The sequence below is a fragment of the Luteimonas sp. WGS1318 genome, from assembly GCF_043187535.1.
In the GTDB taxonomy this organism is placed as follows: domain Bacteria; phylum Pseudomonadota; class Gammaproteobacteria; order Xanthomonadales; family Xanthomonadaceae; genus Luteimonas.
Genome location: NZ_CP171131.1, coordinates 812838 through 836089, shown reverse-complemented (window position 1 = coordinate 836089; position 23252 = coordinate 812838). Strand labels below are relative to the sequence as shown.

Genomic DNA, 23252 nt, shown 5'->3' with positions numbered 1-23252 from the left:
CGCGTGGACGGCCCGGAAAAACATGCGGTCATGCGTGGGTCCGTGTCTGCGCTCAGGCCGGCAGCTTGAAGTCGGCGACCGAACGACGGAGGTCGGCGGCCAGCTGTGCCAGGTTGCCGATCGACGCCGCGGTCTGGTTCGCACCCTGCGAGGTCTGCGCGGTGATCGACTGGATGGTGTTCATCGTCGCGGTGATGTTGCTCGCCGCCGAGGACTGCTGGCGCGCGGCCGAGGAGATGCCCTGGATGAGGTCGGCCAGGCTGGTCGAGACGCTTTCGATCTCGCCCAGCGCGGTGCCGGCGTCCTCCGCCAGGCGCGCACCGGCGACCACCTCGGAGGTCGTCTGCTCCATCGAGGTCACCGCTTCGTTGGTGTCGGACTGAATCGTCTGCACCAGTGTCTCGATGCGGCGCGTCGCATTCGTCGCGCGTTCCGCGAGGCGCTGCACTTCGTCGGCGACGACCGCGAAGCCGCGGCCCGCCTCACCGGCGGAGGCCGCCTGAATCGCGGCGTTGAGCGCCAGGATGTTGGTCTGCTCGGAGATGTCGTTGATCAGTTCAACGATCGAGCCGATCTCCTGCGAGCTTTCGCCCAGGCGCTTGATGCGCTTCGAGGTTTCCTGGATCTGGTCGCGGATCGAGTCCATGCCGGCGATCGTTTCGCGCACCACGCCCGCGCCCTTGGTCGCGATCTGCACCGAGCGCTGCGCCACGTCGGCCGACTCGGCCGAGTTCTTCGAGACCTGGTCGATGCTGACCGCGATCTCGTTGATGCGGTCGGACGCGGAGTTGATCTCCTGGGCCTGGTGCTCGGCGGCCTCGGCGAGGTGCATCGCGGTGGCCTGGGTTTCCTGCGCGCTGGACGCGACCTGCACCGAGGTGTCGTTGATCGTCTGCACGAGGCTGCGCAGCTGCTCGATCGCGAAGTTGATCGAGTCGGCGATCGCGCCGGTCATGTCCTCGGTGACCGTGGCCTTGACCGTCAGGTCGCCTTCGGCGAGCGAACCCATTTCGTCCAGCAGGCGCATGATCGCCTCCTGGTTGCGGTTGTTGAGTTCCATCGTGGTTTCGTAACGCTCGCGCTGGGCGCGGTTGAGCGAGAACAGCAGGCCGCCGATCGCGACCAGCGCGGCGACGCCGGCGAGGATGCTGATCCAGATATTGCCGAGCAGGCTGGTGTCTTCCATCGAACCGAACGCGGTGAACGCGTTGAACAGCGATTCGCTGTCGGTCAGCAACTGGTCGGAACCGGCGACGAGCGCGGTGGCGGCCGCCTGTGCCTGGAACAGCTGCTCGCTGCTGCCGAGGATCGCTTCGAGGTCGGTGCGCATCTCGGCCCAGGCCTCGTCGGCGCGGGTCAGCGCGGCCAGCGCGTTGCCGTTGGTGAGCGCCTGCAGCTCGCGCGAGGGGTCGCCTTCGCGCAGGCCGGTCATCACCTGCTGGAAATCTTCCGCATTGCGGCGCAGGCCCTGGCCTGCGATCGCGGCGCCACCACCACCGGCCTGCACCTCGGTCACGCGGCGGGCCATGTCGCCGGCCACCACCACCTGGCGCAGTGCCATGTAGACCTGCGAGGACGGCGAGCCGCTGCTCGACATCGCACGCACCAGCTCGTCGAGCAGCGCCTGCAGCTGCGGCACGCGCTGGCTGAAGCGCTCGGCCTGTCCGGCGAACGCGGTCACCGCGGCTTCGCTGTCGGCCAGTCGCTGCGCGCTCGCGCCGAGCGGCTCCCACGTCTCGCTGACCGTGCGGATCGGACCGGAGACGCCCGCGGTGTCACCGAAGCGGCTGTTGAGCTGCTCGATGTCGCTGTCGATCTGCGCGCGGGTGGCCTTGAACGCCGTGAACGCGGCCGCGTTGCCGCGGACCGCCTCCGTGCCCTGGTTCGCCAGTCGCTGGCTGTCCACGCGGAGGTTGGAGGCCGACGTACTGGCACCGCCGAGTTGCGCGGCTTTCCACGTGCCGTAGCCGGTGTTGAGCACGAGAATCGTGCCGGCGACGATCAGCAGCACGACCCAGAAGTTCGTGCCCAGGTTGCGTCGCTTGCCTGCAAGGGTGTCAGCGGCTGTGCTCATGCTCGTTCCGGTCCTGATCGTTGTTGCGTTGCGCGGTACGTGGGTGCGGCATCAGGCCGCGGCGTGTCTGAATTCGGGCGTGCGGCCCAGGCGGCCGAGGCTGAAGACGCCCCAGGTCGCATTGGCGTGTGCATAGGCGCGGTCGACGAAATGCGCATAGCGCCCTTCGGCGACGCGATCGGCCGAGACCTCGTCTTCCTCGAGGAAGCTGCGCTGGCCGAACAGTTCGTCGATGGTCACCGCGACGTCACCGCCCGGCTGACGCACCAGCAGCACGCGCTGGTTCTCGTTGATGACGGTGCGTTCGCCTTCGAGGAACTGCTTGAGGTCGACGATCGGCAGCAGGCTGCCGCGGATGTTGGCGACGCCGAGCATCCACGGCTGCGCGCCGGGGACGGCGGACACCGGTGGCATCGGCAGGATCTCGATCACTTCGTCGAAGGCCGAGGCGAGCATGCGTCGGCCGATGCGGTAGCCGACCCCGCGCCACAGACCCGGCGCATCGAGCTGCTCGGGCAGACCGACCACATGCGCGAGGCTGCGCCGTTCGTATTCGGTGAGAAGTGCGAACGCACCGCCCCCGTGCGTATCGCCCGTCTGCATGGTGGACATCAGCCGGCCAGCACCTGGTTGACCTGGCTGATCAGCGCGTCCTCGCTGGGCGGCTTGACGATGTAGCCCTTCGCGCCCTGGCGCATGCCCCACATGCGGTCGGTCTCCATGCCCTTGGTGCTGACGATGATGACCGGAATGCCGGCGGTTTCCGCGTCCTTGGCCAGCGCACGGGTGGCGTGGAAGCCACTCATGCCCGGCAGCACGACGTCCATCAGCACGAGGTCGGGGCGTTCGCGCTTGCAGATCGCGATGCCGTCCTCGGCGTTGTCCGATGCCGTCACCTGGTGCCCATGGCGTTCAAGCCACTGGGTCAACACGGCGGTGTCGGTCGGCGAGTCCTCGATCAACAGGATGCGAGCCATGTCCTGCCCCCTCAGGCGTTGACGTGCGTGCGGATCGCGTCGAGGAGTTCCTCGCGCGTGAACGGCTTGGTGACGTACTGCTCCGAGCCCACGATCCGTCCGCGGGCCTTGTCGAACAGGCCGTCCTTGGACGAGAGCATGATCACCGGGGTGTTGCGGAAGACCTGGTTGTTCTTGATCAACGCGCAGGTCTGATAGCCGTCCAGGCGCGGCATCATGATGTCGACGAAGATGATCTGCGGACGCTGGTCGGCGATCTTCGCCAGCGCCTCGAACCCGTCGACTGCGGTCACCACGTCGGCACCCTCACGCTTGAGCAGCGTCTCGGCGGTGCGCCGGATGGTTTTCGAGTCGTCGATCACCATCACCCGCAGCCCATCGAGGCTGCCGGCTGACGGCTTGTCGTCACTGGTCATGTTGTCTCCCCTGGTGCACGACGCACATGAAGCCGGCGTCGTTGCGAGCCGGTGTTATATCCCAGCCAGCCCTCGGACTGTCAACATTTTGCATCCGGAGTGTGCGCTACGCCTCGGAATCGGGTCGGGAATGCGCGTCTTCGGCCCTGATAAGATCAGCGCCCCGCTCTGCAGGTCGCCCGCAATGCCGCTGGATATCGTCGTGGTGATGGATCCGATCGCCTCGATCAAGATCGCGAAGGATTCGACGTTCGCGATGCTGCTCGAAGCGCAGCGCCGCGGCCATCGGCTGCACTACGTGGTCCCCGGCGGCCTCGGCCTGGCCGGCGGCGAGGCGGTCGCACGGGCCGCGCCGCTGACGGTGCGCGAGGATCCGCGCGACTGGTTCACGCTCGGCGACGCGGCGCAGCGCCGCTTCGGCGATGGCGACGTGGTGCTGATGCGCAAGGATCCGCCGGTGGACCCGGAATTCATCGGCGACACGCAGATCCTGAGCATGGCCCAGCGCCAGGGCGCGATGATCGTCAACGATCCGCAGGGCCTGCGCGACATGAACGAGAAGCTCGGCGCGCTGGCCTTTCCGCAGTGCTGCCCGCCAACGCTGGTCAGCCGCGAGGCCGCCGCGCTCAAGGCCTTCGTCGCCGAACACGGCGATGCCGTGCTCAAGCCGCTCGACGGCATGGGCGGCCGCTCGATCTTCCGCGCGGTCGCCGGCGACACCAACCTCAACGTGATCCTGGAAACGCTGACCGACAGCGGCCGGCGGCTGGCGATGGCCCAGCGCTACATTCCCGAGATCACCGCGGGCGACAAGCGCATCCTGCTGATCGACGGCGTGCCGGTCGACTACTGCCTGGCGCGGATTCCGCAGGGCGACGAGTTCCGCGGCAACCTCGCCGCCGGCGGCCGCGGCGAAGGCCGCCCGCTGAGCGAGCGCGACCGCTGGATCGCCGCGCAGGTCGGCCCGTCGCTGGCGGCGCGCGGCATGCGGTTCGTCGGGCTCGACGTCATCGGCGACTGGCTGACCGAAGTCAACGTCACCAGCCCGACCTGCATCCGCGAACTGGACGCCGCGTTCGGCCTCAACATCGCCGGCCTGCTGTTCGACGCGATCGAACGGGGACCGGTGACGGCGGCATCGCGCTGAGCACGCACGCCCCGCCGACGATGCACGCCGCCCCGACCGCACCGCCGATCGACGACAGCGCCCGGCTGGGTGCGACGCTGGTGCTGTCGCTGCTGGTCCACGGCCTGCTCGTGCTCGGCGTCGGCTTCGCGACCGAGGACGCCGCGCCGTTGATGCCGACGCTGGACGTGATCCTGACCGAAACCACGAGCCCGCTGACCCAGGCCCAGGCCGATTTTCTCGCCCAGGCCAGCAACCAGGGCGGCGGCGAGCACGAACGCACGAACCGGCCGCGCGAGGCGCAGATCGGCCAGGTGCCGCAGGAGACCTCGGGCGTCGCGCCGATGGAACTGCGTGCGCAGTCGCCCGAGGCCCAGCCACCGACCCAGGACCGGGTGGTGGCGAGCACGCGCGGCGACACCGCGATGCCCGCGCCGGACCCGACCCAGCAGACCGATCCGTCGACGCTGCCACGCGGGCCCGAGAAGATCGAACGCGACCTGGCGATGGCCCGGCTCGCGGCCGAGATCCACCTGCGCTCGGAACGCTACGCGCGTCGGCCCAAGCGCAAGTTCGTCTCGGCCAGCACGCAGGAATACGCCTACGCGGCCTACCTGCGGCAGTGGGTGGACCGGGTCGAGCGGGTCGGCAACCTCAACTATCCGGACGAGGCCCGGCGCCGGCAGCTGGCCGGCGAGCTGGTGATCAGCGTGGCGATCCGCCGCGACGGCAGCGTGGAACGCGCCGACATCATCCGCAGCAGCGGCACGCCGCTGCTCGACGACGCGGCGCTCAACATCGCGCGGCTCGCCGAGCCGTATCCGCCGCTGCCCACGACCGAGGAGAACGTCGACGTGCTGCACGTCACCCGGACCTGGAACTTCCTGCCCGGCGGCACCCTGGTCGACGACTGAGCGGCTCGTGATGCGCGGCCGTGGCCGGTCGGCGCGCGCTAGAGCCGGCGCCAGCCCGGCCCGTCGCCGCGGCGCCAGAACACGCCGCGCGCCTGGCCGTAGATCGAATCGCTGTCGACCAGGCCGAAGTAACGGCCGTCGAGACTGGCGCCGCGGTGGTCGCCGAGCACCAGCACCTGCCCGGCGGGCACGACCAGGCCGTGGATGTCGGGGCCGCCTCCGGCGTCGAGATCGAGCCTGGCCTCGCGCGTGCCGAAGTCCTCGGGCAGGCCGGGGCCGCGCGCCAGGGGCCGACCGTTGATCGACAGGTGACCGTCGGTCAGGTCGACCCGATCGCCACCAACCGCGACCACGCGCTTGATCAGGCGGGTACCGTCGCCCGGCGAGCGGAACACCACCACGTCACCGCGTGCCGGCGCGTCGCCGGGCCACAGCGTCCAGGACGTCATCGGCACGCGCACGCCGTAGGCCCGCATGTCCACGACCACCCGGTCGCCGGGCATCAGCGTCGGCTCCATGGAACCGCTGGGCACGTGGTAGTGGTTGGCCAACGACGAGCGCGCGACGACGAGCAGCAACAGCATGACCGCGAGCGGCAGGCCTTCGCGACGCAGCCAGCGCCGGACGCGTCCTCTGGGCGCGGAGCCTGGGGGCGACGTGGGGACGGCGGTCGATGGCGTCATGGGCGCGGCTCCTGGCAGGTTGCGGTTGGACTCCCGAAGCGCGCCAGGGTTCCCGTCAGCGCGCGGCGCGGCGCGCCTGCTGTTCGGCCAGGGTCAGCGCGACGTTGTTGCGCAGGTACGCCGGCTCCACCTGCTCCGGCGCAAGGGCTTCGCCGCGCGCGAATGCCGCGGCGGCCAGCCGGGCCAGGTCGGCGGCATGCGGCAACGCGGCCGCGTCCACACCCGCGAACCGGTCGCCGAGGCGGGCCGTGAGCTGACCGTCGAGCGCGGCGAAGCCGGTGCCCACGCCTGCCCACCCGGCGGTGTCGTCCGGCAGCACCAGCGCCTCCGGCGCGCCGACCCGCTCCCCCGAGATCGGCTGCGGACCGTCCGCGTCGATCGCGAACGCGGCGCTGTAGATCTCGCCCATGCGCGCGTCGATCGCCGCGAGCACGCGCGCGCCGGGTGGCGCATCGGCACGCAGCGCGAGCACGGCGAGTGTGGACGCCGCGACGACCGGGCGGTCGAGCGCAAGCGCGATGCCCTGGGCCAGCGCGATGCCCAGGCGCACACCGGTGAACGCGCCCGGCCCGCGACTGACCGCGATCGCGTCGAGCTGCGCGCGGGCGAGCCCGGCTTCGGCCAGCAGGTGCTCGGCCCACGGCAGTGCGAGTTCGGCATGACGACGCGGCGCGATCTCGAAGCGCTCGAGGACGCGGCCGTCGTCCCAGACGGCGACGGAACAGGCTTCGGTGGCGGTCTCGAACGCGAGCAGTTTCATGGGCGTGGGGATTCGGGATTCGGGAATGGGGATTCGGTACGCGAGTCCTGCTCCATTGTCGCAGCCGCAGGCACGCCCCGGTCCGCGAAGAACGCGGCGACGTCGGCGATGTCGCGGGTGCGTGGCAGCGGCGGCAGCGAATCGACGAACACGCTGCCGTAGCCTTTGCCCAGCAACCGCGGATCGCACAGCACCAGCACGCCGCGGTCGCGTTCAGTGCGGATCAGCCGGCCCACGCCCTGCTTGAGCGCGATCACCGCCTGCGGCAGTTGCTCGTCGCGGAACGGGTTGCCGCCGACGCGGCGGATCGCGTCGAGCCTCGCTTCGAAGACCGGATCGTCGGGCGCGGCGAACGGCAGCTTGTCGATGACCACGACGCTGAGCGCATCGCCGGCGACGTCGACGCCCTCGCGGAAACTCGCCGCGCCCAGCAGCACGCCGTTGCCGGAATCGCGGAAGCGCTGCAGCAGCACGTGACGCGGCGCCTCGCCCTGCACGAACAACGGCCATGGACACGGCCGCGCGCCGTCGCGCAGCAGCGCCGCGGTCTCGCGCAATGCGCGATGCGAGGCGAACAGCAGAAACGCACGCCCGTCCGACGCGGCGAGCACCGGCAGTACGGCGTCGACGAGGGCCGCGGTGTAACCGGGACTCGCCGGCGGCGGCAACCGCGGCGGTACGTAGCACAGCGCCTGCCGCTCCCAGTCGAACGGGCTGGGCGCCAGCAGCGTGCGCGGCGCCTCCAGGCCCAGCCGCGCCGCGATGTGGTCGAACTGCCCGTCGACGGTCAGCGTGGCCGAGGTGAACACCCAGGACGCGCGCGAGAGTTCGCGATGCGCGCGCAGGGGCGCGGACACATCGAGCGGCGTGCGTTGCAGGCGGAATCCGCGCGGCGTGAGTTCGTACCACAGCACGCTGTCGCCGAGGGCAGCATCGGCCGGCACGTCGGCCGCCGCGACCGCCTCGACCCCGTGCGCCTCGCCTGCATCGTCGTCGGCGAACATCGAACCGGACGCGGCGCCGTCGTTCCAGCGCCGCAGACGGCCCAGGCACAGCGCGGCCCGGGCATGGCAGCTGTCCAGGCCCGGCGAGGCTTCGCGCAACGGCGTCAGCGCGTCGCGCAGATGCACCAGCGCCTCGTCGAGCGCGTGCAGCGCCTCCTCGACCGCCGGCGCGTACAGCGCGCGGTAGCGCGTGCCGCGTGGCGGAAGGCCCTCCATTGCGATGCGCAGCGTGCGCGTGGCGGCGTCGAGTTCGGCCGCCGGCCCCTGCACCACCGGCAGCACGCCCGGCACGTCGCGGCATTCGGCCACCGCATCGCGCGCCAGCTCGACCAGCGGCCGCGCGCTCAGGCCTTCGCCGAAGAACTGCGCCGCGAGCTCCGGCAACTGGTGCGCCTCGTCGACGATGAATGCTTGTGCGCCCGGCAGGATCTCGCCGAAACCTTCCTGCTTCAGCGCCAGATCCGCCAGCAACAGATGGTGGTTGACGACCACCACATCGGCGGCCTGCGCACGCTGACGGGCCTGCACCAGGAAGCATTCGCTCCAGAACGGGCACTCGTTGCCGAGACAGTTGTCGACGGTCGAGGTGACCATCGGCAGCAGCGGCGTGTCCTCGGGCAGGCCGTCGAGTTCGGCGACATCGCCCATGCGCGTGCGCCCGGCCCAGGCGACGATGCGCTGGAACTGATGGATCTGCTCGCGCGTCGCGAGCTTCGGTGCGCCGCGCGCCTGCTCCAGCCGGTACAGGCACAGATAGTTCGAACGCCCCTTGAGCAGGGCGCTACGCAGGCCGCTGCCGAGTGCATCGCGCACGCGTGGCAGATCGCGGTGGAACAACTGGTCCTGCAGCGCGCGCGTCCCCGTGGAGACGATCGTCTTCAGGCCCGACAGCAGCGCCGGCACCAGGTACGCGAAGGTCTTGCCGGTCCCGGTGCCGGCCTCGGCAAGCAGCGTGGCGCGCTGGTCGAGTGTCTCGGCGACCGCCATCGACAGCGCCTGCTGCGCCGCGCGCGGACGGAACGCGGGGATCCGCTCCGCGAGCAGCCCGCCTTCAACGAGCGCGTCACGGCTGCGCGCCGCGAGACTGGCGTCGCGCGCGTCCAGTGCGGGATCAGTAACGCTCGGGGCCGGCGACGCGGCAGCCGTCGGCCTGGGTACGCGCGGATGTCGCACCGTCGACGTCACCGGCCATCAGGCGCACCTGTTCGAGCGTGATCCAGTGGCGTCGGCACAACGGCCCGAGTTGCGAGCCGAGTGCATAGCCGCGTTCGGCCAGCGTGCCGGCGCGTTCGAAATCCGCTTGCAGGACCGCCAGTTCCGCGCGCTCCTGCAGCAGCGCCGGATCGCCGTCGACGATTTCCAGGGCCTGGTCGAGCGCCGCCACGGCGCCGTCGAGATCGCCCTGGGCCTCGAGCGCGTTGGCGCGTTCGCGCAGGTCGTCGACCATCGGATCGCGCAGCGGCTGCACCGCCAGCTCGCCATCGCCGTCGCCGGCGGCGCCGCGGATCAGCGCGACCATTTCCTGCGGCGTCGCGCTGGTCGCCGGCGGCGTGGCACTGCTGGGCGCCGGTGTCTGCGAGGCGCAGGCCGCGAGGGCGAGCACGCAGGCACAGGCCAGCACGCGCAGGGGCATCGGGTTCATCGGGGCATCTCCTCGGAGGGGGGCGGCGGCGGTGCGGGCTGGGGCGTGGGGCCCGGCTCGGCCGGAGGCGGCTCCGACTCGCGCTCGCGCCCGAATCCGAACCACTCGCGCCAGCCGCGCCGCTCCTCCTGCACCGGCGCGCCGGTCGCATCGACGAGCGTGCCGTTCTCGTCGACGAAGGTCTGGTTGGGATCGTAGCGCTGGCAGGGCGCGTACGGCGGCGCATAGCCGGCTACGAACGCGAAGCGGCGCGCCTCGGGGCAGTCGGCATCGGTGGCATTCGATTGCGCCACCCATTGCCATTCCAGCCCGTCGCTGCCGACGTCGAGTGCGGCGCTGGGCAGGCGCGCGAACAGGCCCGACCAGATGCGCATCGCGCCGGTCGCACCGTACAGGCCGGTCTGTTCGTTCTGGTCGTTGCCGACCCAGACCACGGCCAGATGATCGCCGGTCCAGCCGGCGAACCAGCTGTCGCGGCCGTCGTTGCTGGTGCCGGTCTTGCCGGCGGCATTGAGCCGGCCCAGGCCATCGTTGACCAGCTGCCGGCCGGTGCCCGAGGTCACCGCGTGCTGCAGCGCCAGGGTGACGACGCGGGCCGCCAGCGCGTCACCGGCCTGGGCCGGGCGCGGCGCGTTGTCGTAACGGTTGACGACACGCCCCTGCTCGTCGATGACCCCGCGCACCGTGCGCAGCGGCTGGATCTCGCCGCCCGAGGCCAGAAACTGGTACAGCTGGGTCATCGCGTACGGGCTCTGGTCCATCGAGCCCAGGATCAGGGACGGATTGGCCTCGGCGCGCACGCCGGCCAGCACGTGCACCAGATCGGCCAGCGCACGCGGGCCGACATCCATGCCCAGGCGCACGGTGGCCTGGTTGTACGAGCGCGCGAGCGCATCGATCAGGCGCACGGTGCCGTGGCTGCGGCCGTCGGAGTTGCCCGGCGTCCAGCGGCGGCCGTTCTCGAGCGTCACCGTGTACGGCGAATCATCGACCCAGCTCGCCAGCGAATAGCGGGTGGGATCGCCGAGTGCGATCAGGTAGACGAAGGGCTTGAGCAAGGACCCGACCGGGCGCTGGGCCTCGATCGCCCGGTTGAACCCGTGCTCGGCCGGATCCCGGCTGCCGACCGCGGCCACCACTTCGCCACTGTGCACGTCGGTCACCACGAGGCCGGCCTGCAGCGCCGGCCGCTTCGCCGTCGACAGGTCCTTGATCGTGCGCACCGCGGCGCCTTCCGCATAGGCCTGCGCCGAAGGCGACATTGCACTCATCACCGACAGCCCGGCGCCCTGCAGCGCGCCGGCCGGATAATCGCGGGCCAGCTGGCGGCGGACGAGATCGACGTACCCGGGAAAGCGGTTCGCGGCGATGCTGCCCGGCCGCTCGGTCACGCCCAGCGGGCGCGCGACCGCGCGATCGTGCGCGGCCTGGTCGATCAGGCCCGATTCGAGCATCCGCGCCAGCACGAAATCGCGGCGCGTCTTGGCACGCTCGGGCTGGCGCCGCGGATCGTAATGCGACGGGCCGCGGATGATGCCGACCAGCAGCGCGACCTGTTCGGTTTCCAGGTCGTCGAGCCGGCGGCCGAACCAGAACTCCGCGCCGGCGGCCACGCCATGGATCGCCTGCGCGCCGCGCTGGCCGAGATAGACCTGGTTGAGATAGGCCTCGAGGATCGCGCCCTTGTCGTAGCGCGATTCCATCAGCAGCGCGTAGAGGATCTCGTTGAGCTTGCGGGCGTAGGTCTGTTCGCGGCCGATGCCGAGCAGACCGCTGCGCGCCAGCTGCTGAGTCAGGGTGCTCGCGCCCTGGCGGGTTTCGCCGGCGCGCAGGTTGACCATCGCCGCGCGCAGCATGCCGCCCAGATCGATGCCGTGGTGATGGGCGAAGTCCTTGTCCTCGACCGCCTGCAGCGTATCGGTCAGCAGCTGCGGCACGTCTTCGACACGGACCAGGCGACGCTCCTCCTGGCGCTGTCCGTACAGCGTGGCGATGCGTGCGGCGTCCATCCGCGCGACGTCGAGATTCCGCTCGCCGCCGCCGTCGCGCAGACGCGAGACGCGGCCATCCGACAACGTGACCTGCACGCGCGCGGGCGCGACGACACCGTCGACATCGCGGAATCCGCGGCTGGAGATCGTCCAGCGCGCGCCCTCGGTCGCGTAGGTGCCGGGCTTGACCCCGTCGCCCTCGCGATAGCCGGCGGCATCGAGTTCGGTCTTCAACGTCGCGGCGTTCATCGCCACACCCGGCGCGAGCTGCAACGGACGCGCGTAGACGCGCGTGGGCACCTGCCAGCGCAGTTCGCCGAAGCGCTCGCTGACCTGGTGATTCAGATAAATCGTGTAGGGGATCAGGAAGCCGAGGCCCAATCCGACCAGGGCGAGGACCGCGGTGACCGCACGCCGCCGCCACTGCGGCGTTTCGTGAGTGTCAGCGTCCGTGTCTTCGTCTTCGTACTCGATCCGGGCCATGGAGTTCCTGCACCCCGCGGCGGCGGGTCGGTGTGGATGCGACAATAGCGCCGGGCAGTCTATCCCAGCGTTCCGGGCCGGGACCTGGGCCCACCCCGATCAGTCAGCTGGAGTTCGAACGCATGTCGTTTTCGCTGGCGGACGCGCGTTTCCAGCTGGTTCGCGCGCTCGGCCTGACCCGCCGCGGGCTCGCCAGCCTGCGCACGCGCGGCCTGCGCGCGACCTGGCAACGGGTGACCGCACAGCTCGGCGTGCTGGCGCCGCCGACCCAGGCGACGTTGCTCGCCGGCGACACCGGCCCGTTCGCGCCGTTCACGGTGCCGTATGCCGACAGCCCCGAGGTCACGATCGTGATCCCGATGCACGGCCAGCTGGAGCAGACGCTCGCCTGCCTGCGCGCGATCGCCGCGCATCCGCCGCACGCGCCGGTCGAGCTCGTCGTCGTCGACGATGCAAGCCCGGATGCGACGCCGGATGTGTTGCCACGGATCGTCGGCCTGCGCGTGCACACGATGCCGGACAATGCCGGTTTCATCGGCGCCTGCAATGCCGGCGCGGCGCTGGCGAACGGGCGTTACCTGCTGTTCCTCAACAACGACACCGTGCCGCAGCCCGGCTGGCTGGACGCGCTGCACGCGACATTCGCACGGCAGCGCGACGTCGGTATCGTCGGCGCGCAGCTGCTGTATCCCGACGGCCGCCTGCAGGAGTCAGGCGCGATGCTCCGGCGCGACGGCCAGGCAGAGAGTCGTGGCCGGTTCGACGATGCCGAGCATCCGCAGCTGCGCTGGTGCGCCGACGTCGACTACGTGTCCGGTGCCGCGCTGATGCTGCCGACCGCGCTGTTCCGGCAACTGGGCGGATTCGACGTGCGTTACACACCGGCCTATTACGAGGACACCGACCTCGCCTTCCGTGTGCGCGAGATGGGCCTGCGCGTTCTGGTGCAACCCGACGCGCGCGTCGTCCATGTCGAAGGCGCGAGCGCCGGCACCGATCCGACCCGCGGCATGAAAGCTGCGCAGGTCCGCAATCGCGATGTCTTCGCCGAGCGCTGGCGCGAGGCGCTGGCCACGCGGCCCGACGACCCGGTGGTCGCCGGACGCGTGCCGCGTGCGGGCACGCGCGAAGTGCTGATCGTCGACAATCTGACCCCGGTTCCGGGCCGCGACTCGGCCTCGCTGCGCCTGGTGAACCTGATGCGTCTGCTGCACGAGGCCGGCGTACACGTGGTGTTCCTGCCCGCGGACCGCCAGCATGCCGGCGACGCGACGCGCGCGTTGCAGGCCCTGGGCATCGAGGTCTGGTACGCACCGCACGTGCGCGGGATGGCCCGCTGGATGCAGATCCACGGCCCGCGCTTCACGCACGTCGTGCTGTGCCGGCACTACATCGCGCGCGAGTTCCTGCCGCTGGCGCGGCGGTGCGCGCCGCAGGCCACGGTGCTGTTCGACAGCATCGATCTGCACTACATCCGCGAGCAGCGCGGCGCCGATCTGGCCGACGACGCGGCGATGCGCCGCAACGCGCTGCGCACGCGCGCACTCGAGCTCGACGTGGTCCGCCGCAGTGACGCCACACTGGTGGTCAGCCCGGCCGAGGCCGAGGTGCTGGGCCGGGACGCCCCCGATGCCCGCGTCGAGGTGTTGTCGAACCTGCACGAGATCGCAGGGGCCGGCCTGCCCTTCGCACAGCGTCACGACCTCGTGTTCGTCGGCGGATTCCGCCATCCTCCGAACGCCGATGCGGTGATCTGGTTCGTGCGCGAGGTGTTTCCCTCGATCCGCGCACGGCTGCCCGGGGTGCGGTTCCACTGCATCGGTGGCGACGTGTCCGCTGCGGTGGGCGCGCTGGCGGGCGTGGACGGCGTCGTGGTCCATGGCCACGTCCCCGACATCGCGCCGTACATGGACGGCTGCCGCATCGCCGTCGCGCCCTTGCGCTTCGGCGCGGGCGTCAAGGGCAAGGTCAACCTCAGCATGGCGCACGGCCAGCCAGTGGTGGCGACGCCGTGCGCGGCCGAGGGGATGCATCTGCGCGACGGCGAAGACGTGCTGATCGTCGAGGCCGCGGCCGATTTCGCCGACGCGGTGGTGCGGCTCTATGGCGACGAGACGGTGTGGAGCCGGCTTGCAGCGGGCGGCCTGGACAACGTCCGCATCCATTTCTCGCTCGATGCCGCGCGGGCGACGGTCGAGCGCCTGTTCCTCGATGACGGCGCAGCTGGAACGTACGGACGGCCGTCGCGCAACAGCGCGGCGGGCCGGCTCACTTCCCGCTGAGCGAGGCGGTCCGCAATCGGCGCGCGAACTCCGCATGTCCGGGCACGCCTGGATCGATCTCGCGGGCCAGGCCCAGCGCCGCGTCGGCGCCGGCGAGATTGCCGGCACCCAGGCGCTCGTCGCCGATCGCGAGCCAGCGTTGGGCGAGGCGTCGGCGCGCGTCGCGCAGCGTCGCCGCGTCCTCGCCGAGCGCGCCGCGCGCATCGAGGCAACCGCGCGCACGCGCCAGGCTGTTCGCACGCAACTCTGCGTCGAAACACTGGCGCGCCGAAGGCAGCAGCCGCGCCGACGCCCTCGCGACGGCCGCGTCGTCCGGCGCCAGCAGGCGCGCGGCGCGGATCCGGTCGTAGGCGCTCTCGCCGGGCGGTGTCAGCAGATCGCCTCGCGCCTCCGCGGCGGCCGCTTCCTGCAGCAGCGTCGCGATCCGACGTCGGCGCTCGCCGGCGGGAAGACGTGGACCGAGCTGGGCGTGCCGCGCGCGCGACCGTTCGACGTTGTCGGCGGCGGTGCGAACGGACTCGCTGTCCGGCGCGAGCGCCTTCGCCTCGCGCAACTGCGCATCGGCATCGGCGAAGTTGAAATCGCGGGCATGCCGTTCCGCGCGCTGGGCGTAAGCAGCGGCGGCGTCGGCCAGCCCCCGCTGCGCCGCCGGATCGTCAGGATCGAAGGCCAGTAACGTCCGCCACTCGGCCACGCTGCGCTCGATGCGCCCGGCCGCCAGGCTGGCCGCAGCACGCCGCCGCAGCGCGTCCAGTTCTTCGGTCAGACGTGCGTCGGTGTCGGGGAGATCCACATGGCCGGAATCGTATGCCCGGGCCGCCGCGATGAGGTCACCCGCGCCGCGCAGGTCGCCGGTGCGCAGGGCCGCGCGCGCCTGTTCGAGCAGCGTCGCCAGGGTCTCGTCGCGCCCGCGCAGCGCATCGGCGTTCGTGGGGTCGAGAACGAGGATCCGCCGGTAGAGCGGCAGCGCGGATGTCGCGGCGCCGTCCAGTGCGCCGCGTGCCTGCGCGGCCTGGGCCTGGGCGAGCAAGGTATCGAGTCCGGCATCGGCCGCTTCGCGCTCCCGCAACGCGTCGGCGACCGCGTCGACCGCATCGCGCGGTGCGGCGAGCTCACGGGCCAACTGCAGCGCACGGTGGGCCGCCTCGAACTGGCGCGCGTCCAGCGCGGCGCGCGCCTGCATCACCGCCGCGTCGGACACGCGCGACAGGCCGGCGCGTGGCCGCGCGTCGTCCGGATCGAGCGCCTGGGCGGCCTCGTAGAGCTGGCGCGCACCGCTGCCGTCGTCGGCGTCGAGCCGGCCTTCGGCCAGCGCGATTCCGGCCTGGTCGAGCAGGGTCTGGCCACGGGTTTCCGGCCACAAGCGGTCGACGACGAACAGCCGCACCACCAGCATCAGAACCAGCACGGCGAGGATCAGGCCCGCGACGATCCAGCGCCATCGCCGCGCCGGCGCGCGGTGCGGCGGTGGCGCGCGACGCGCGAGCGGAGCGCCCGCGCGCAGGGGCGCGGACGGCGACGCCGCGTCGGGCGCGGACGGGTCTGGCGAGGAGTCGCGATTCACGCGGCGCAGTATGAAAGAGCCGGATGAACGCTGGCGTCATCCGGGCGCGCGCTCAGCTGCGGCGTGCCTGTTCGACACCCGGCAGGCTGTCGAGCTTTCCGAGCAGGCGCGCCAGCTGGCCGTAGTCGCCGACGCGCAGGCGCAGACGCAGCTGCACGCGCGACAGCGCACGGTGATCACTCTGGATCGACAGCACGTGCACGTCCTCCTGGGCGATCAGATTGCTGATGTCCTTGAGCAGGTGCTTGCGGTCGATCGCTTCCACCAGGATGTCCGACTCGTGCCCGCCCGCAACCCCGCCCCACTCGACCGGCAGCACGCGTTGCGGTTGCCCGGCCGACAGGCGCAGGAAGGACGGGCAGTCGCGGCGGTGCACGGTGACGCCGCGCGCTCGGGTCAGGTAGCCGGCGATGGGTTCGCCCGGCACGGGCCGGCAGCAGCGCGCGGTCTGCACCAGCAGGTTGTCGACGCCGACCACGCGGAACTCGGCATCGCCGGTGCGCGGCGCGCGACGCGGCCGGCGCAGCGGCAATGCGGGCGCCGGCGCCTGGGACGGCGCAGCCCGTTCGCGTTCGAGTTCGAGCAGCGCCCGCCCGACCTGGTTCGGGCCGACGTCGCCCAGCGCCACCAGCACGTGGAGATCGTCGACCGTCGCGACGTTGAAGCGGCCGAGCACCGGTGCGAGATCGGCCTGCAGCAGGCCGAGGCGTCGCAGGTCCTTCTCCAGCAGCTCCCGCCCGGCCTGCACGTTGCGCTCGCGGTCGAGCTTGTGGAACCAGGTGCGCACCTTCTCCCGCGAGCGGGGGCTGGCGAGAAAACCGTTGGCCGCGACCAGCCAGTCGCGGCGCGGCGCGGGCGTCTTCGCGGTCAGGATCTCGACCCGCTCGCCGCTGTGGAGCGCGTAGTCGAGCGGCACGATCCGCCCGTCGACCTTCGCCCCGCGGCAGCGGTGCCCGACCATCGTGTGCACGTGGTAGGCGAAATCCAGCGGCGTCGCACCACGTGGCAGATCGATCACCTCGCCCTTGGGCGTCAGCACGAAGACGCGGTCTTCGGCGAGTTCAGTGCCCAGCGCATCGGCCAGCGCGCCACTGTCGTCGCGGCCGGGATCGGCGTGCGCCTCGAGCAGGCGACGCATCCATTCGATGCGCCGCTCGAGCGCCGCGCTGCCGGCCGACGACGCCCGTTGCGAGCCGCCGGTTTCCTTGTAGCGCCAGTGCGCGGCCACGCCCAGCTCGGAGGCCTCGTGCATCTCGCGCGTGCGGATCTGCACTTCCAGCGTCTTGCCTTCGGGCCCGAGCACGGCCGTGTGCAGCGAGCGGTAATCGTTGTTCTTCGGGCGCGCGATGTAGTCGTCGAACTCGCTGGGCACCGGCGTCCACAGGGCGTGCACCACGCCGAGCGCGGCGTAGCAGGCGGGCACGTCGTCGACCAGGATGCGCACCGCGCGCAGGTCGTAGAGCTCGCCGATCGGCACCTGCTTCTTCTGCATCTTCCGCCAGATGCTGTAGATGTGCTTCGGACGGCCGGCGACCTCGGCGCGGATGCCCTGGGCCGCGAGGGCCTCGTCCAGCCGAGTGCGCACCGTCGCCACATAGCCCTCGCGGCCGGCGCGCGTGTCGTCGAGCAGGCTGGCGATCCGGCGATAGACGTCGGGTTCCAGGTAGCGGAACGCCAGGTCCTCGAGTTCCCACTTCAACTGCCAGATGCCGAGCCGGTTGGCGAGCGGCGCGTGGATGTCGCGCGTGAGCAATGCCAGGGCCTGACGGGCGTCGGCATCCGTGCGCGCCGCGGCGCGCATCATCGCCAGCTGCCGGGCCAGCAGCACCAGCACCACACGCAGGTCGCGCACCAGCGCCAGCAGCAGACGCCGCAGCCCCTCGGGATTGCCCTCGCCCGCATGTTCGGCATGCAGTGACCAGACCTGGCGCGCCGCGCGCAGGCCGTCGACCAGCGCGGGCAGGCCCGGCATCCGCGCCACCATCGGTGCATGCCACGCCGGCACGACGTCGACGATCGCCGCGGCCGCCACCTCCGCATCGCTGCCCAGCAGCGCGAGCGAGCCGAGCGTGTCGACCAGCACGCCCTCGTCGGCCGGTTCGAGCGGTGATCCGGCCCCGGGCATCGCGCCGATCGAGGCGCGCAGGGTTTCGCCGTACGCCGCCATCGAGGGCAGCGCAAGAAGGCGATCGCGCAGGTGGTCCGGACGCTCGGTCATCGACATCGAAACGGGCGGGGACGGTCTACACTAGCCGCGCCCCGCCCCGAGGAACAGAGCATGCGCGCAGTCCACTGCATCCTGATCGCCGCCGCATTGACGATCGCAGCGCCCGCCGCCGCGCAGAGCCTGCGGATCGAAACCGAAATGAGCGCCGCCGAACGCAGCGCCACCGGGCTCGACCGGCTGACCGACGCCGAGCGCGCACAGCTCAACGCCTGGCTCGCGCGTCGCGAGGCGCAGGCGGGCGCATCGCCCCAGGGCACACCGGATGTCGATGCACGTGTCGCCGCAGCGCGCGAAGCCGGTCGACGCGAAGCAATGGCCGATGCGCAGGGCGTCCGCCCGGCGCCGCAGTCGCGCGAACCGATCGACAGCACCATCCCCGGTGCGTTCGAGGGATTCGCGCGTGGCCGCGAATTCACGCTCGCCAACGGCCAGGTCTGGAAGCAGACCGACTCGACCACACTCGCTGGCGCGCGTGGCAGCGACGTGGGCGCACGCATCCGTCCGGGTGCGCTGGGCGTGTGGTGGCTGCAGATCGAGGGCTACAACCGCCAGGCGAAGGTCGAACGCGTCCGCTGACCCCGGCACCGTCCTCCGCCGATTCCAATTCGAGACCCGCCCGCCCCAAGCTGGGGCACCTTGTTCGCCCGGAGAAACCGCATGCGCGCACCCCGTCTCGGCCTCGTCGCCGTCCTCGCCCTCGTGATCGCGTTGCCCGCCCTCGCCCAGGACCGCTCGTTGCAGGCCCGGATGGGTGTCGAGGAATTCCGCGCCGCCGGGCTGCAGAAGCTCGACGCTGAAGAACTCGCGCGTCTCGATGCATGGTTCGCACGCCAGCTCGAACGCGAGACGACCGCCGCGGTTGCCGCCGTGGATCGGCCCGAGCCGTCGACGCGCGCTCCGCGTGCGGCCGAGGCGCCGGTCGACAGCACCCTGGTCGGCACGTTCACCGGGTTCGCCAAGGGCCGTGAGTACACGCTGGCGAACGGCCAGGTGTGGCGTCAGACCGATGCCGCCGTGTTGCCGGGCGTGACGCTGGAGACCGCGTCGGTGCAGATCCGTCCGGCGCGTCTGGGCGGCTGGTGGCTCAAGATCAACGACTACAACACCCGCGCGCGGGTCGAGCGGGTCAGGTAAGCGCGGCGACGCGCGCGGCGAGTTTCTTCGGCGACACGCCGCCCTTCGCGCCCAGTTCCTGGGCGAACAGCGACACCCGCAATTCCTCGATATCCCAGCGCAGCGCCTGCCAGTCGGGCGCATCGCCGCGCCCGCGTGCCGCAGCCTCGGCCAGTGCGTCGACGAAGGGTTTGACGTCGAGCATGCGCTGCTGGTCGCGCTGGGGATCGCGCTGGCCGCGCTCGGCGCGCAGCGACAGCGCGCGCAGCCAGCGCGGGTATTCGGCGAGCGCCGCGGCCGGCACCGTGCGCAGAAAGCCGGGCGGTACGAGGGCGGCCAGTTGCGCCTGCATGTCGTCGAGATTGGCGCGCGCCCAGCCCATCAGCTTCGATTCCAGCCGGCCGCGGATCTCGGCCACGAGGTCGAGGATCGCCTCGGCCTGGCGCAGCCGCGCCATCGCCTCGCCGAACAGCGCCTTGCCGACGGCGTCGCGCTGCGCGGCGAACGCCGCGGCATCGCGGATGTCGCCGAGGCCGTCGGCCAATAGCGCGGCCAGCGCGCCGTCGACCAGGTCCTCGCGCAGGCGGTCGCCCGGTTTACCGTCGCGCGGCGCGGCGGATTCGATCGCGGCATAGAGCAGTGCGGTCTTCGGGGCGACCGGCAGCTGCTTGCGCGCCTGGCGCACGCGGTCGGCCAGCGCGATCACCAGCAGACGGCGGACGCCTTGCGGGTGCAGCCGCCGCGCCTCGGCCGCGTCGGCGTGCACTGCGAGCGAGGCACTGTCGCCGTCGTCCTGCAACGCCGGATAGGCCGGCAGGCCGCCGGCGCCCGGCATCGACACCGGAATCGGCGCGTCCGGAAACGTGGTCAAGGCCTGCTGCTGCAGTCCGTCGGCCGCGTGGGCGGCGAAGGCCCGCGCAGCGCGTTCGCCGAAGCGTGCGCGCAGGTCGTCGAGATCGCGCGATTCGGCGAGCACGACCGTGCCCGTGCGATCACGGCCGGTCTCGACCAGACGCAGGTTCGCGCGCAGGTGACCATCGAGCGCGGTCTCGTCGAAATCCACCGCGGTGATCGCCACGCCGGCCAGCTTCTTCAGGAACCGCGCGAGCGTGCCGGTGAATGCATCGGCATCGCCGCCGCGCCAGGCCTCGGCGAACGCACGCGCGAAATCCGGCGCCGGCACGAAGTTGCGCCGCAGGGCCTTCGGCAGCCCGCGGATCAGCGCCGCGGCCTTGTCCTCGACGAAACCGGGCGCCAGCCACGACAGCCGCACCGGGTCGATCGCGTTGAGCAGATGCAGCGGCACCGAGACCGTCATGCCGTCGTCGACCGCGCCCGGCTCGAAGCGGTACGTCACTGCGAGCCGCGCTTCGCCCAACGCGATGAAGGCCGGGAACAGATCGGCGTCGACGCCATCGGCCACCAGCAGATCGTCGCGGCTCCAGGCCAGCGCCTGCTTCGCGGCGTCGGGCGCCTTGCGCCACCAGGCGTCGAGCGCCTGCGCCGACAGCACGTCGGCCGGCAGGCGCTGCGCATACCACTGCGCCATCCAGTCCTCATCGACCACCAGGCCCACACGGCGCTGCTTGGCCTCCTCCTCGCGCGCGCGCTCGAGCGTGCGCAGGTTGCGCTCGACGAACGTGGCGCGCGTGTTGATCTCCCCGGCCACCAGGCCGTCGCGCAGGAACAGCGCGCGCGACTCCTCTGGATACAGCCGCCCGTAGTCCACCGGCTTCTTCGGTGCCAGCACCAGGCCGAACAGGCTGATCTGCTCGCTGCCGATCACACGCCCCTGCGATCGCGACCAGCGCGGATCGTGATGGCGCCGCGCGAGCAGATGGTCGAGTTCGGCGATGACCCAGTCCGGCTCGATCGCGGCGTTGGTCAGCGACCAGACCTTCTCGGTGTCCAGCAAGGTCGCCGAGACGATCCACGGCGGCGGCTTCTTCGACAGCGGTGATCCGGGGAACACCTGGAACCGGCGTCCGCGCGGGCCCTCGTACTGGCCGGACACACGGCCACCACCGCCGGGCTCGGCCCGGTGCCCGATCTGTGTCGCCAGGCCGGCGATCAAGGCCCGGTGCAGCGCGACGTAGGCCGCCGTCTCGGCGCGCGCGGCGGTCCGCGCGTCGGCCTCCACCGGCGCGCGCGTCTCCGCGATCGTCCAGCCCAGATCCTCGCATTGCAGACGCAGCTGCCGATGCAGCTCGCGCCACTCGCGCATGCGCAGAAAGCCCAGGAAGTTGCGGTCGCACCATTTGCGCAGCTGCGACTGGGTGAGATCGGCATGCGCCTGCCGGTAGGCCTGCCACAGCGTCACGATGCCGGCGAATTCGGATTTCGGATCGGCGAACTGGGCGTGTGCGGTGTCGGCGGCGCCGCGCTGGTCGGCCGGCCGTTCGCGCGGGTCCTGGATGCCGAGGAACGACGTGATTGCCAGCATCGCGTCGAGGCAGCCGTGTTCTCGCGCGGCGACGAGCATGCGCGCGAGCTTGGCGTCGACCGGCAGCTTCGCCATCGTGCGGCCGGTCGCGGTGAGCCGGCGCTGGCCGTCGACCGCGCCGAGCTCGGTCAACTGCTGCCAGCCGTCGGCGACCGCGCGCGGATCCGGCGGTTCGACGAACGGAAACGCTTCGATATCCCCCAACCCCAGCGACAGCATGCGCAGGATCACGCCGGCCAGCGCGGCGCGACGGATCTCCGGATCGGTATAGGCCGGACGCGATTCGAAATCGGCCTCGGAGAACACCCGGTAACAGGTGCCCGGTGCGATGCGTCCGCAGCGGCCCTTGCGCTGGTCGGCGCTGGCCTGGCTGACCGGTTCGATGTGCAGGCGGTCGAGCTTCTGCCGCGGGCTGTAGCGCTTGACGCGTGCGAGCCCGGGATCGACCACGTAATGGATGCGCGGCACCGTCAGCGAGGTCTCGGCGACATTGGTCGCGAGCACGATGCGTCGCTGCGGGCCGGGATTGAACACGCGGTCCTGGTCCTTGGCCGACAGCCGCGCGTACAGCGGCAGCACTTCGGTATGGCGATACTTGCGGCGCTCCAGCGCCTGGTGCGCATCGCGGATCTCGCGCTCGCCGGGCAGGAAGATCAGCGTGTCGCCGGTACCGCGGATCTGCATGATCTCGTCGCAGACCGACACGATGCCGTCGAGCACGCTGCGCTCGCCGGCGTCGTCGCCGTCGCCTTCCAGTGGCCGGTACCGCACGTCGACCGGAAAGCCGCGGCCTTCGACATCGACCACAGGCGCGCCGTCGAAATGCTCGGCGAAACGGGCCGTGTCGATCGTCGCCGAGGTCACCACCAGCTTGAGGTCGGGTCGGCGCGCGAGCAGCTGCTTGAGATAGCCGAGCAGGAAATCGATGTTGAGGCTGCGCTCGTGGGCCTCGTCGACGATGATCGTGTCGTAGGCCGACAGCCAGCGGTCGGATGCGATCTCCGCCAGCAGGATGCCGTCGGTCATGAACTTGATCGCGGTGGTGTCACCGACGTTGTCGTTGAAGCGGACCTGGTAGCCCACCGCGCCGCCCAGCGGCACCTGCAGTTCCTCGGCGACGCGCCGCGCGACCGTGCGCGCGGCGATCCGGCGCGGCTGGGTGCAGCCGATCATGCCGGCGGCGCCGCGGCCCGCAGCCAGGCACAGTTTCGGCAACTGGGTGGTCTTGCCCGAACCGGTCTCGCCGGCGACCACGACGACCTGGTGGGCACGCAGCAGCGCGACGATCTCCTCCGCCTTGCCCGCGATCGGCAGCACTGGGTCGACCTCGGCGCGCGGCAGGCTCTGCGCGCGCGCCTCGCGCTGCGCGATCGAGCCCCTCAGGCGGGTTTCGAATGCCGCACGCGCCGCGGCGTCGTCCGGCGCACGGCGCCAGCGGCCGAGCAGGCCCAGCAACCGGCCCCGATCCCGCGTGCCGGCTGCGTCGATCGCCGCCTGCGCCCGGGCCAGCGCCATGGACGCGCCGTTCACTGCCGAATCGCTGGAATGCTGCG

The 23252-nt window shown here is 71.5% G+C and carries 17 protein-coding genes; 5 read left to right on the top strand and 12 right to left on the bottom strand.

Going from position 1 to position 23252, the window contains the following annotated elements; all coding sequences use genetic code 11:
• Positions 1–52 precede the first annotated feature (52 nt).
• Genes ACF3M1_RS03685 through pilG form a run of 4 tightly spaced genes read right to left on the bottom strand, consistent with a single transcriptional unit; the run spans position 53 to position 3467 of the window.
• The gene (locus ACF3M1_RS03685) at positions 53–2074 is read right to left on the bottom strand and encodes a methyl-accepting chemotaxis protein (protein WP_394004031.1); all 2022 of its coding nucleotides are present in this window, start codon (positions 2072–2074) and stop codon (positions 53–55) included.
• Positions 2075–2125: 51 nt separating this feature from the next.
• The gene (locus ACF3M1_RS03680) at positions 2126–2677 is read right to left on the bottom strand and encodes a chemotaxis protein CheW (RefSeq protein WP_394005170.1); all 552 of its coding nucleotides are present in this window, start codon (positions 2675–2677) and stop codon (positions 2126–2128) included.
• 8 nt (positions 2678–2685) lie between these two features.
• Entirely contained in the window at positions 2686–3051 is a 366-nt protein-coding gene (locus tag ACF3M1_RS03675) for a response regulator (RefSeq protein ID WP_394004029.1), read from the bottom strand.
• 11 nt (positions 3052–3062) lie between these two features.
• Positions 3063–3467 carry a twitching motility response regulator PilG gene (pilG, locus tag ACF3M1_RS03670; protein ID WP_096208253.1) on the bottom strand — a complete coding sequence of 135 codons (405 nt, stop codon included), beginning with the start codon at positions 3465–3467 and terminating at the stop codon, positions 3063–3065.
• Positions 3468–3651: 184 nt separating this feature from the next.
• Here pilG and gshB point away from each other — a divergent pair, with 184 nt between their 5' ends.
• Positions 3652–4614: a glutathione synthase gene (gene gshB / locus ACF3M1_RS03665; protein WP_394005169.1), complete on the top strand. Its 963-nt coding sequence runs from the start codon at positions 3652–3654 to the stop codon at positions 4612–4614.
• Positions 4615–4634: 20 nt separating this feature from the next.
• Positions 4635–5507 (top strand): energy transducer TonB, encoded by an 873-nt coding sequence (locus ACF3M1_RS03660; protein ID WP_394004026.1) that lies wholly within the window; start codon positions 4635–4637, stop codon positions 5505–5507.
• 38 nt (positions 5508–5545) lie between these two features.
• Here the strand turns inward: ACF3M1_RS03660 and lepB are convergent, their stop codons facing one another.
• The 5 genes from lepB to mrcB are packed head-to-tail and all read right to left on the bottom strand — an operon-like array spanning position 5546 to position 12070.
• Positions 5546–6190, bottom strand: coding sequence for a signal peptidase I (gene lepB / locus ACF3M1_RS03655; RefSeq protein ID WP_394004024.1), 645 nt, complete (start codon positions 6188–6190; stop codon positions 5546–5548).
• Between the two features lie 55 nt (positions 6191–6245).
• Positions 6246–6950: a tRNA (adenosine(37)-N6)-threonylcarbamoyltransferase complex dimerization subunit type 1 TsaB gene (gene tsaB / locus ACF3M1_RS03650; RefSeq protein ID WP_394004022.1), complete on the bottom strand. Its 705-nt coding sequence runs from the start codon at positions 6948–6950 to the stop codon at positions 6246–6248.
• On the bottom strand, positions 6947–9058 hold the full coding sequence (locus ACF3M1_RS03645) for an ATP-dependent DNA helicase (protein WP_394005168.1): 2112 nt from the start codon (positions 9056–9058) through the stop codon (positions 6947–6949). The genes tsaB and ACF3M1_RS03645 overlap by 4 nt, the downstream gene beginning before the upstream one ends.
• A gap of 7 nt (positions 9059–9065) precedes the next feature.
• Positions 9066–9587 (bottom strand): tetratricopeptide repeat protein, encoded by a 522-nt coding sequence (locus ACF3M1_RS03640; protein ID WP_394005167.1) that lies wholly within the window; start codon positions 9585–9587, stop codon positions 9066–9068.
• 5 nt (positions 9588–9592) lie between these two features.
• Positions 9593–12070, bottom strand: a complete 2478-nt coding sequence (gene mrcB, locus ACF3M1_RS03635; protein WP_394004020.1) for a penicillin-binding protein 1B — start codon at positions 12068–12070, stop codon at positions 9593–9595.
• A gap of 122 nt (positions 12071–12192) precedes the next feature.
• Between mrcB and ACF3M1_RS03630 the strand changes: the two genes are divergently transcribed.
• Complete coding sequence (locus ACF3M1_RS03630) at positions 12193–14352, top strand: glycosyltransferase (protein ID WP_394005166.1); 2160 nt, start codon at positions 12193–12195, stop codon at positions 14350–14352.
• On the opposite strand, the gene ACF3M1_RS03625 is transcribed toward ACF3M1_RS03630, so the two are convergent.
• Positions 14339–15760: a hypothetical protein gene (locus tag ACF3M1_RS03625; protein WP_394004018.1), complete on the bottom strand. Its 1422-nt coding sequence runs from the start codon at positions 15758–15760 to the stop codon at positions 14339–14341. The genes ACF3M1_RS03630 and ACF3M1_RS03625 overlap by 14 nt on opposite strands.
• A 208-nt stretch (positions 15761–15968) precedes the next feature.
• The gene (locus tag ACF3M1_RS03620; protein ID WP_394004016.1) at positions 15969–18134 is read right to left on the bottom strand and encodes a bifunctional (p)ppGpp synthetase/guanosine-3',5'-bis(diphosphate) 3'-pyrophosphohydrolase; all 2166 of its coding nucleotides are present in this window, start codon (positions 18132–18134) and stop codon (positions 15969–15971) included.
• A 60-nt stretch (positions 18135–18194) separates the two neighbouring features.
• Between ACF3M1_RS03620 and ACF3M1_RS03615 the strand changes: the two genes are divergently transcribed.
• Positions 18195–18719 carry a hypothetical protein gene (locus tag ACF3M1_RS03615; protein WP_394004014.1) on the top strand — a complete coding sequence of 175 codons (525 nt, stop codon included), beginning with the start codon at positions 18195–18197 and terminating at the stop codon, positions 18717–18719.
• A gap of 81 nt (positions 18720–18800) precedes the next feature.
• On the top strand, positions 18801–19277 hold the full coding sequence (locus ACF3M1_RS03610; protein ID WP_394004012.1) for a hypothetical protein: 477 nt from the start codon (positions 18801–18803) through the stop codon (positions 19275–19277).
• Here the strand turns inward: ACF3M1_RS03610 and hrpA are convergent.
• Positions 19270–23214, bottom strand: coding sequence for an ATP-dependent RNA helicase HrpA (gene hrpA / locus ACF3M1_RS03605; protein WP_394005165.1), 3945 nt, complete (start codon positions 23212–23214; stop codon positions 19270–19272). The genes ACF3M1_RS03610 and hrpA overlap by 8 nt on opposite strands.
• Between the last annotated feature and the right edge of the window lie 38 nt (positions 23215–23252).

What these genes read in the sequence shown, in the direction of transcription:
- ACF3M1_RS03615 (WP_394004014.1), top strand. Translation starts at nt 18,195, where the DNA reads ATGCGCGCAGTCCACTGCATCCTGATCGCCGCCGCATTGACGATCGCA.
- pilG (WP_096208253.1), bottom strand. Translation starts at nt 3,467, where the DNA reads ATGACCAGTGACGACAAGCCGTCAGCCGGCAGCCTCGATGGGCTGCGG.
- ACF3M1_RS03620 (WP_394004016.1), bottom strand. Translation starts at nt 18,134, where the DNA reads ATGACCGAGCGTCCGGACCACCTGCGCGATCGCCTTCTTGCGCTGCCC.
- ACF3M1_RS03610 (WP_394004012.1), top strand. Translation starts at nt 18,801, where the DNA reads ATGCGCGCACCCCGTCTCGGCCTCGTCGCCGTCCTCGCCCTCGTGATC.
- ACF3M1_RS03660 (WP_394004026.1), top strand. Translation starts at nt 4,635, where the DNA reads ATGCACGCCGCCCCGACCGCACCGCCGATCGACGACAGCGCCCGGCTG.
- ACF3M1_RS03685 (WP_394004031.1), bottom strand. Translation starts at nt 2,074, where the DNA reads ATGAGCACAGCCGCTGACACCCTTGCAGGCAAGCGACGCAACCTGGGC.
- ACF3M1_RS03630 (WP_394005166.1), top strand. Translation starts at nt 12,193, where the DNA reads ATGTCGTTTTCGCTGGCGGACGCGCGTTTCCAGCTGGTTCGCGCGCTC.
- gshB (WP_394005169.1), top strand. Translation starts at nt 3,652, where the DNA reads ATGCCGCTGGATATCGTCGTGGTGATGGATCCGATCGCCTCGATCAAG.
- hrpA (WP_394005165.1), bottom strand. Translation starts at nt 23,214, where the DNA reads ATGGCGCTGGCCCGGGCGCAGGCGGCGATCGACGCAGCCGGCACGCGG.
- lepB (WP_394004024.1), bottom strand. Translation starts at nt 6,190, where the DNA reads ATGACGCCATCGACCGCCGTCCCCACGTCGCCCCCAGGCTCCGCGCCC.
- ACF3M1_RS03680 (WP_394005170.1), bottom strand. Translation starts at nt 2,677, where the DNA reads ATGCAGACGGGCGATACGCACGGGGGCGGTGCGTTCGCACTTCTCACC.
- ACF3M1_RS03675 (WP_394004029.1), bottom strand. Translation starts at nt 3,051, where the DNA reads ATGGCTCGCATCCTGTTGATCGAGGACTCGCCGACCGACACCGCCGTG.
- mrcB (WP_394004020.1), bottom strand. Translation starts at nt 12,070, where the DNA reads ATGGCCCGGATCGAGTACGAAGACGAAGACACGGACGCTGACACTCAC.
- tsaB (WP_394004022.1), bottom strand. Translation starts at nt 6,950, where the DNA reads ATGAAACTGCTCGCGTTCGAGACCGCCACCGAAGCCTGTTCCGTCGCC.
- ACF3M1_RS03640 (WP_394005167.1), bottom strand. Translation starts at nt 9,587, where the DNA reads ATGCCCCTGCGCGTGCTGGCCTGTGCCTGCGTGCTCGCCCTCGCGGCC.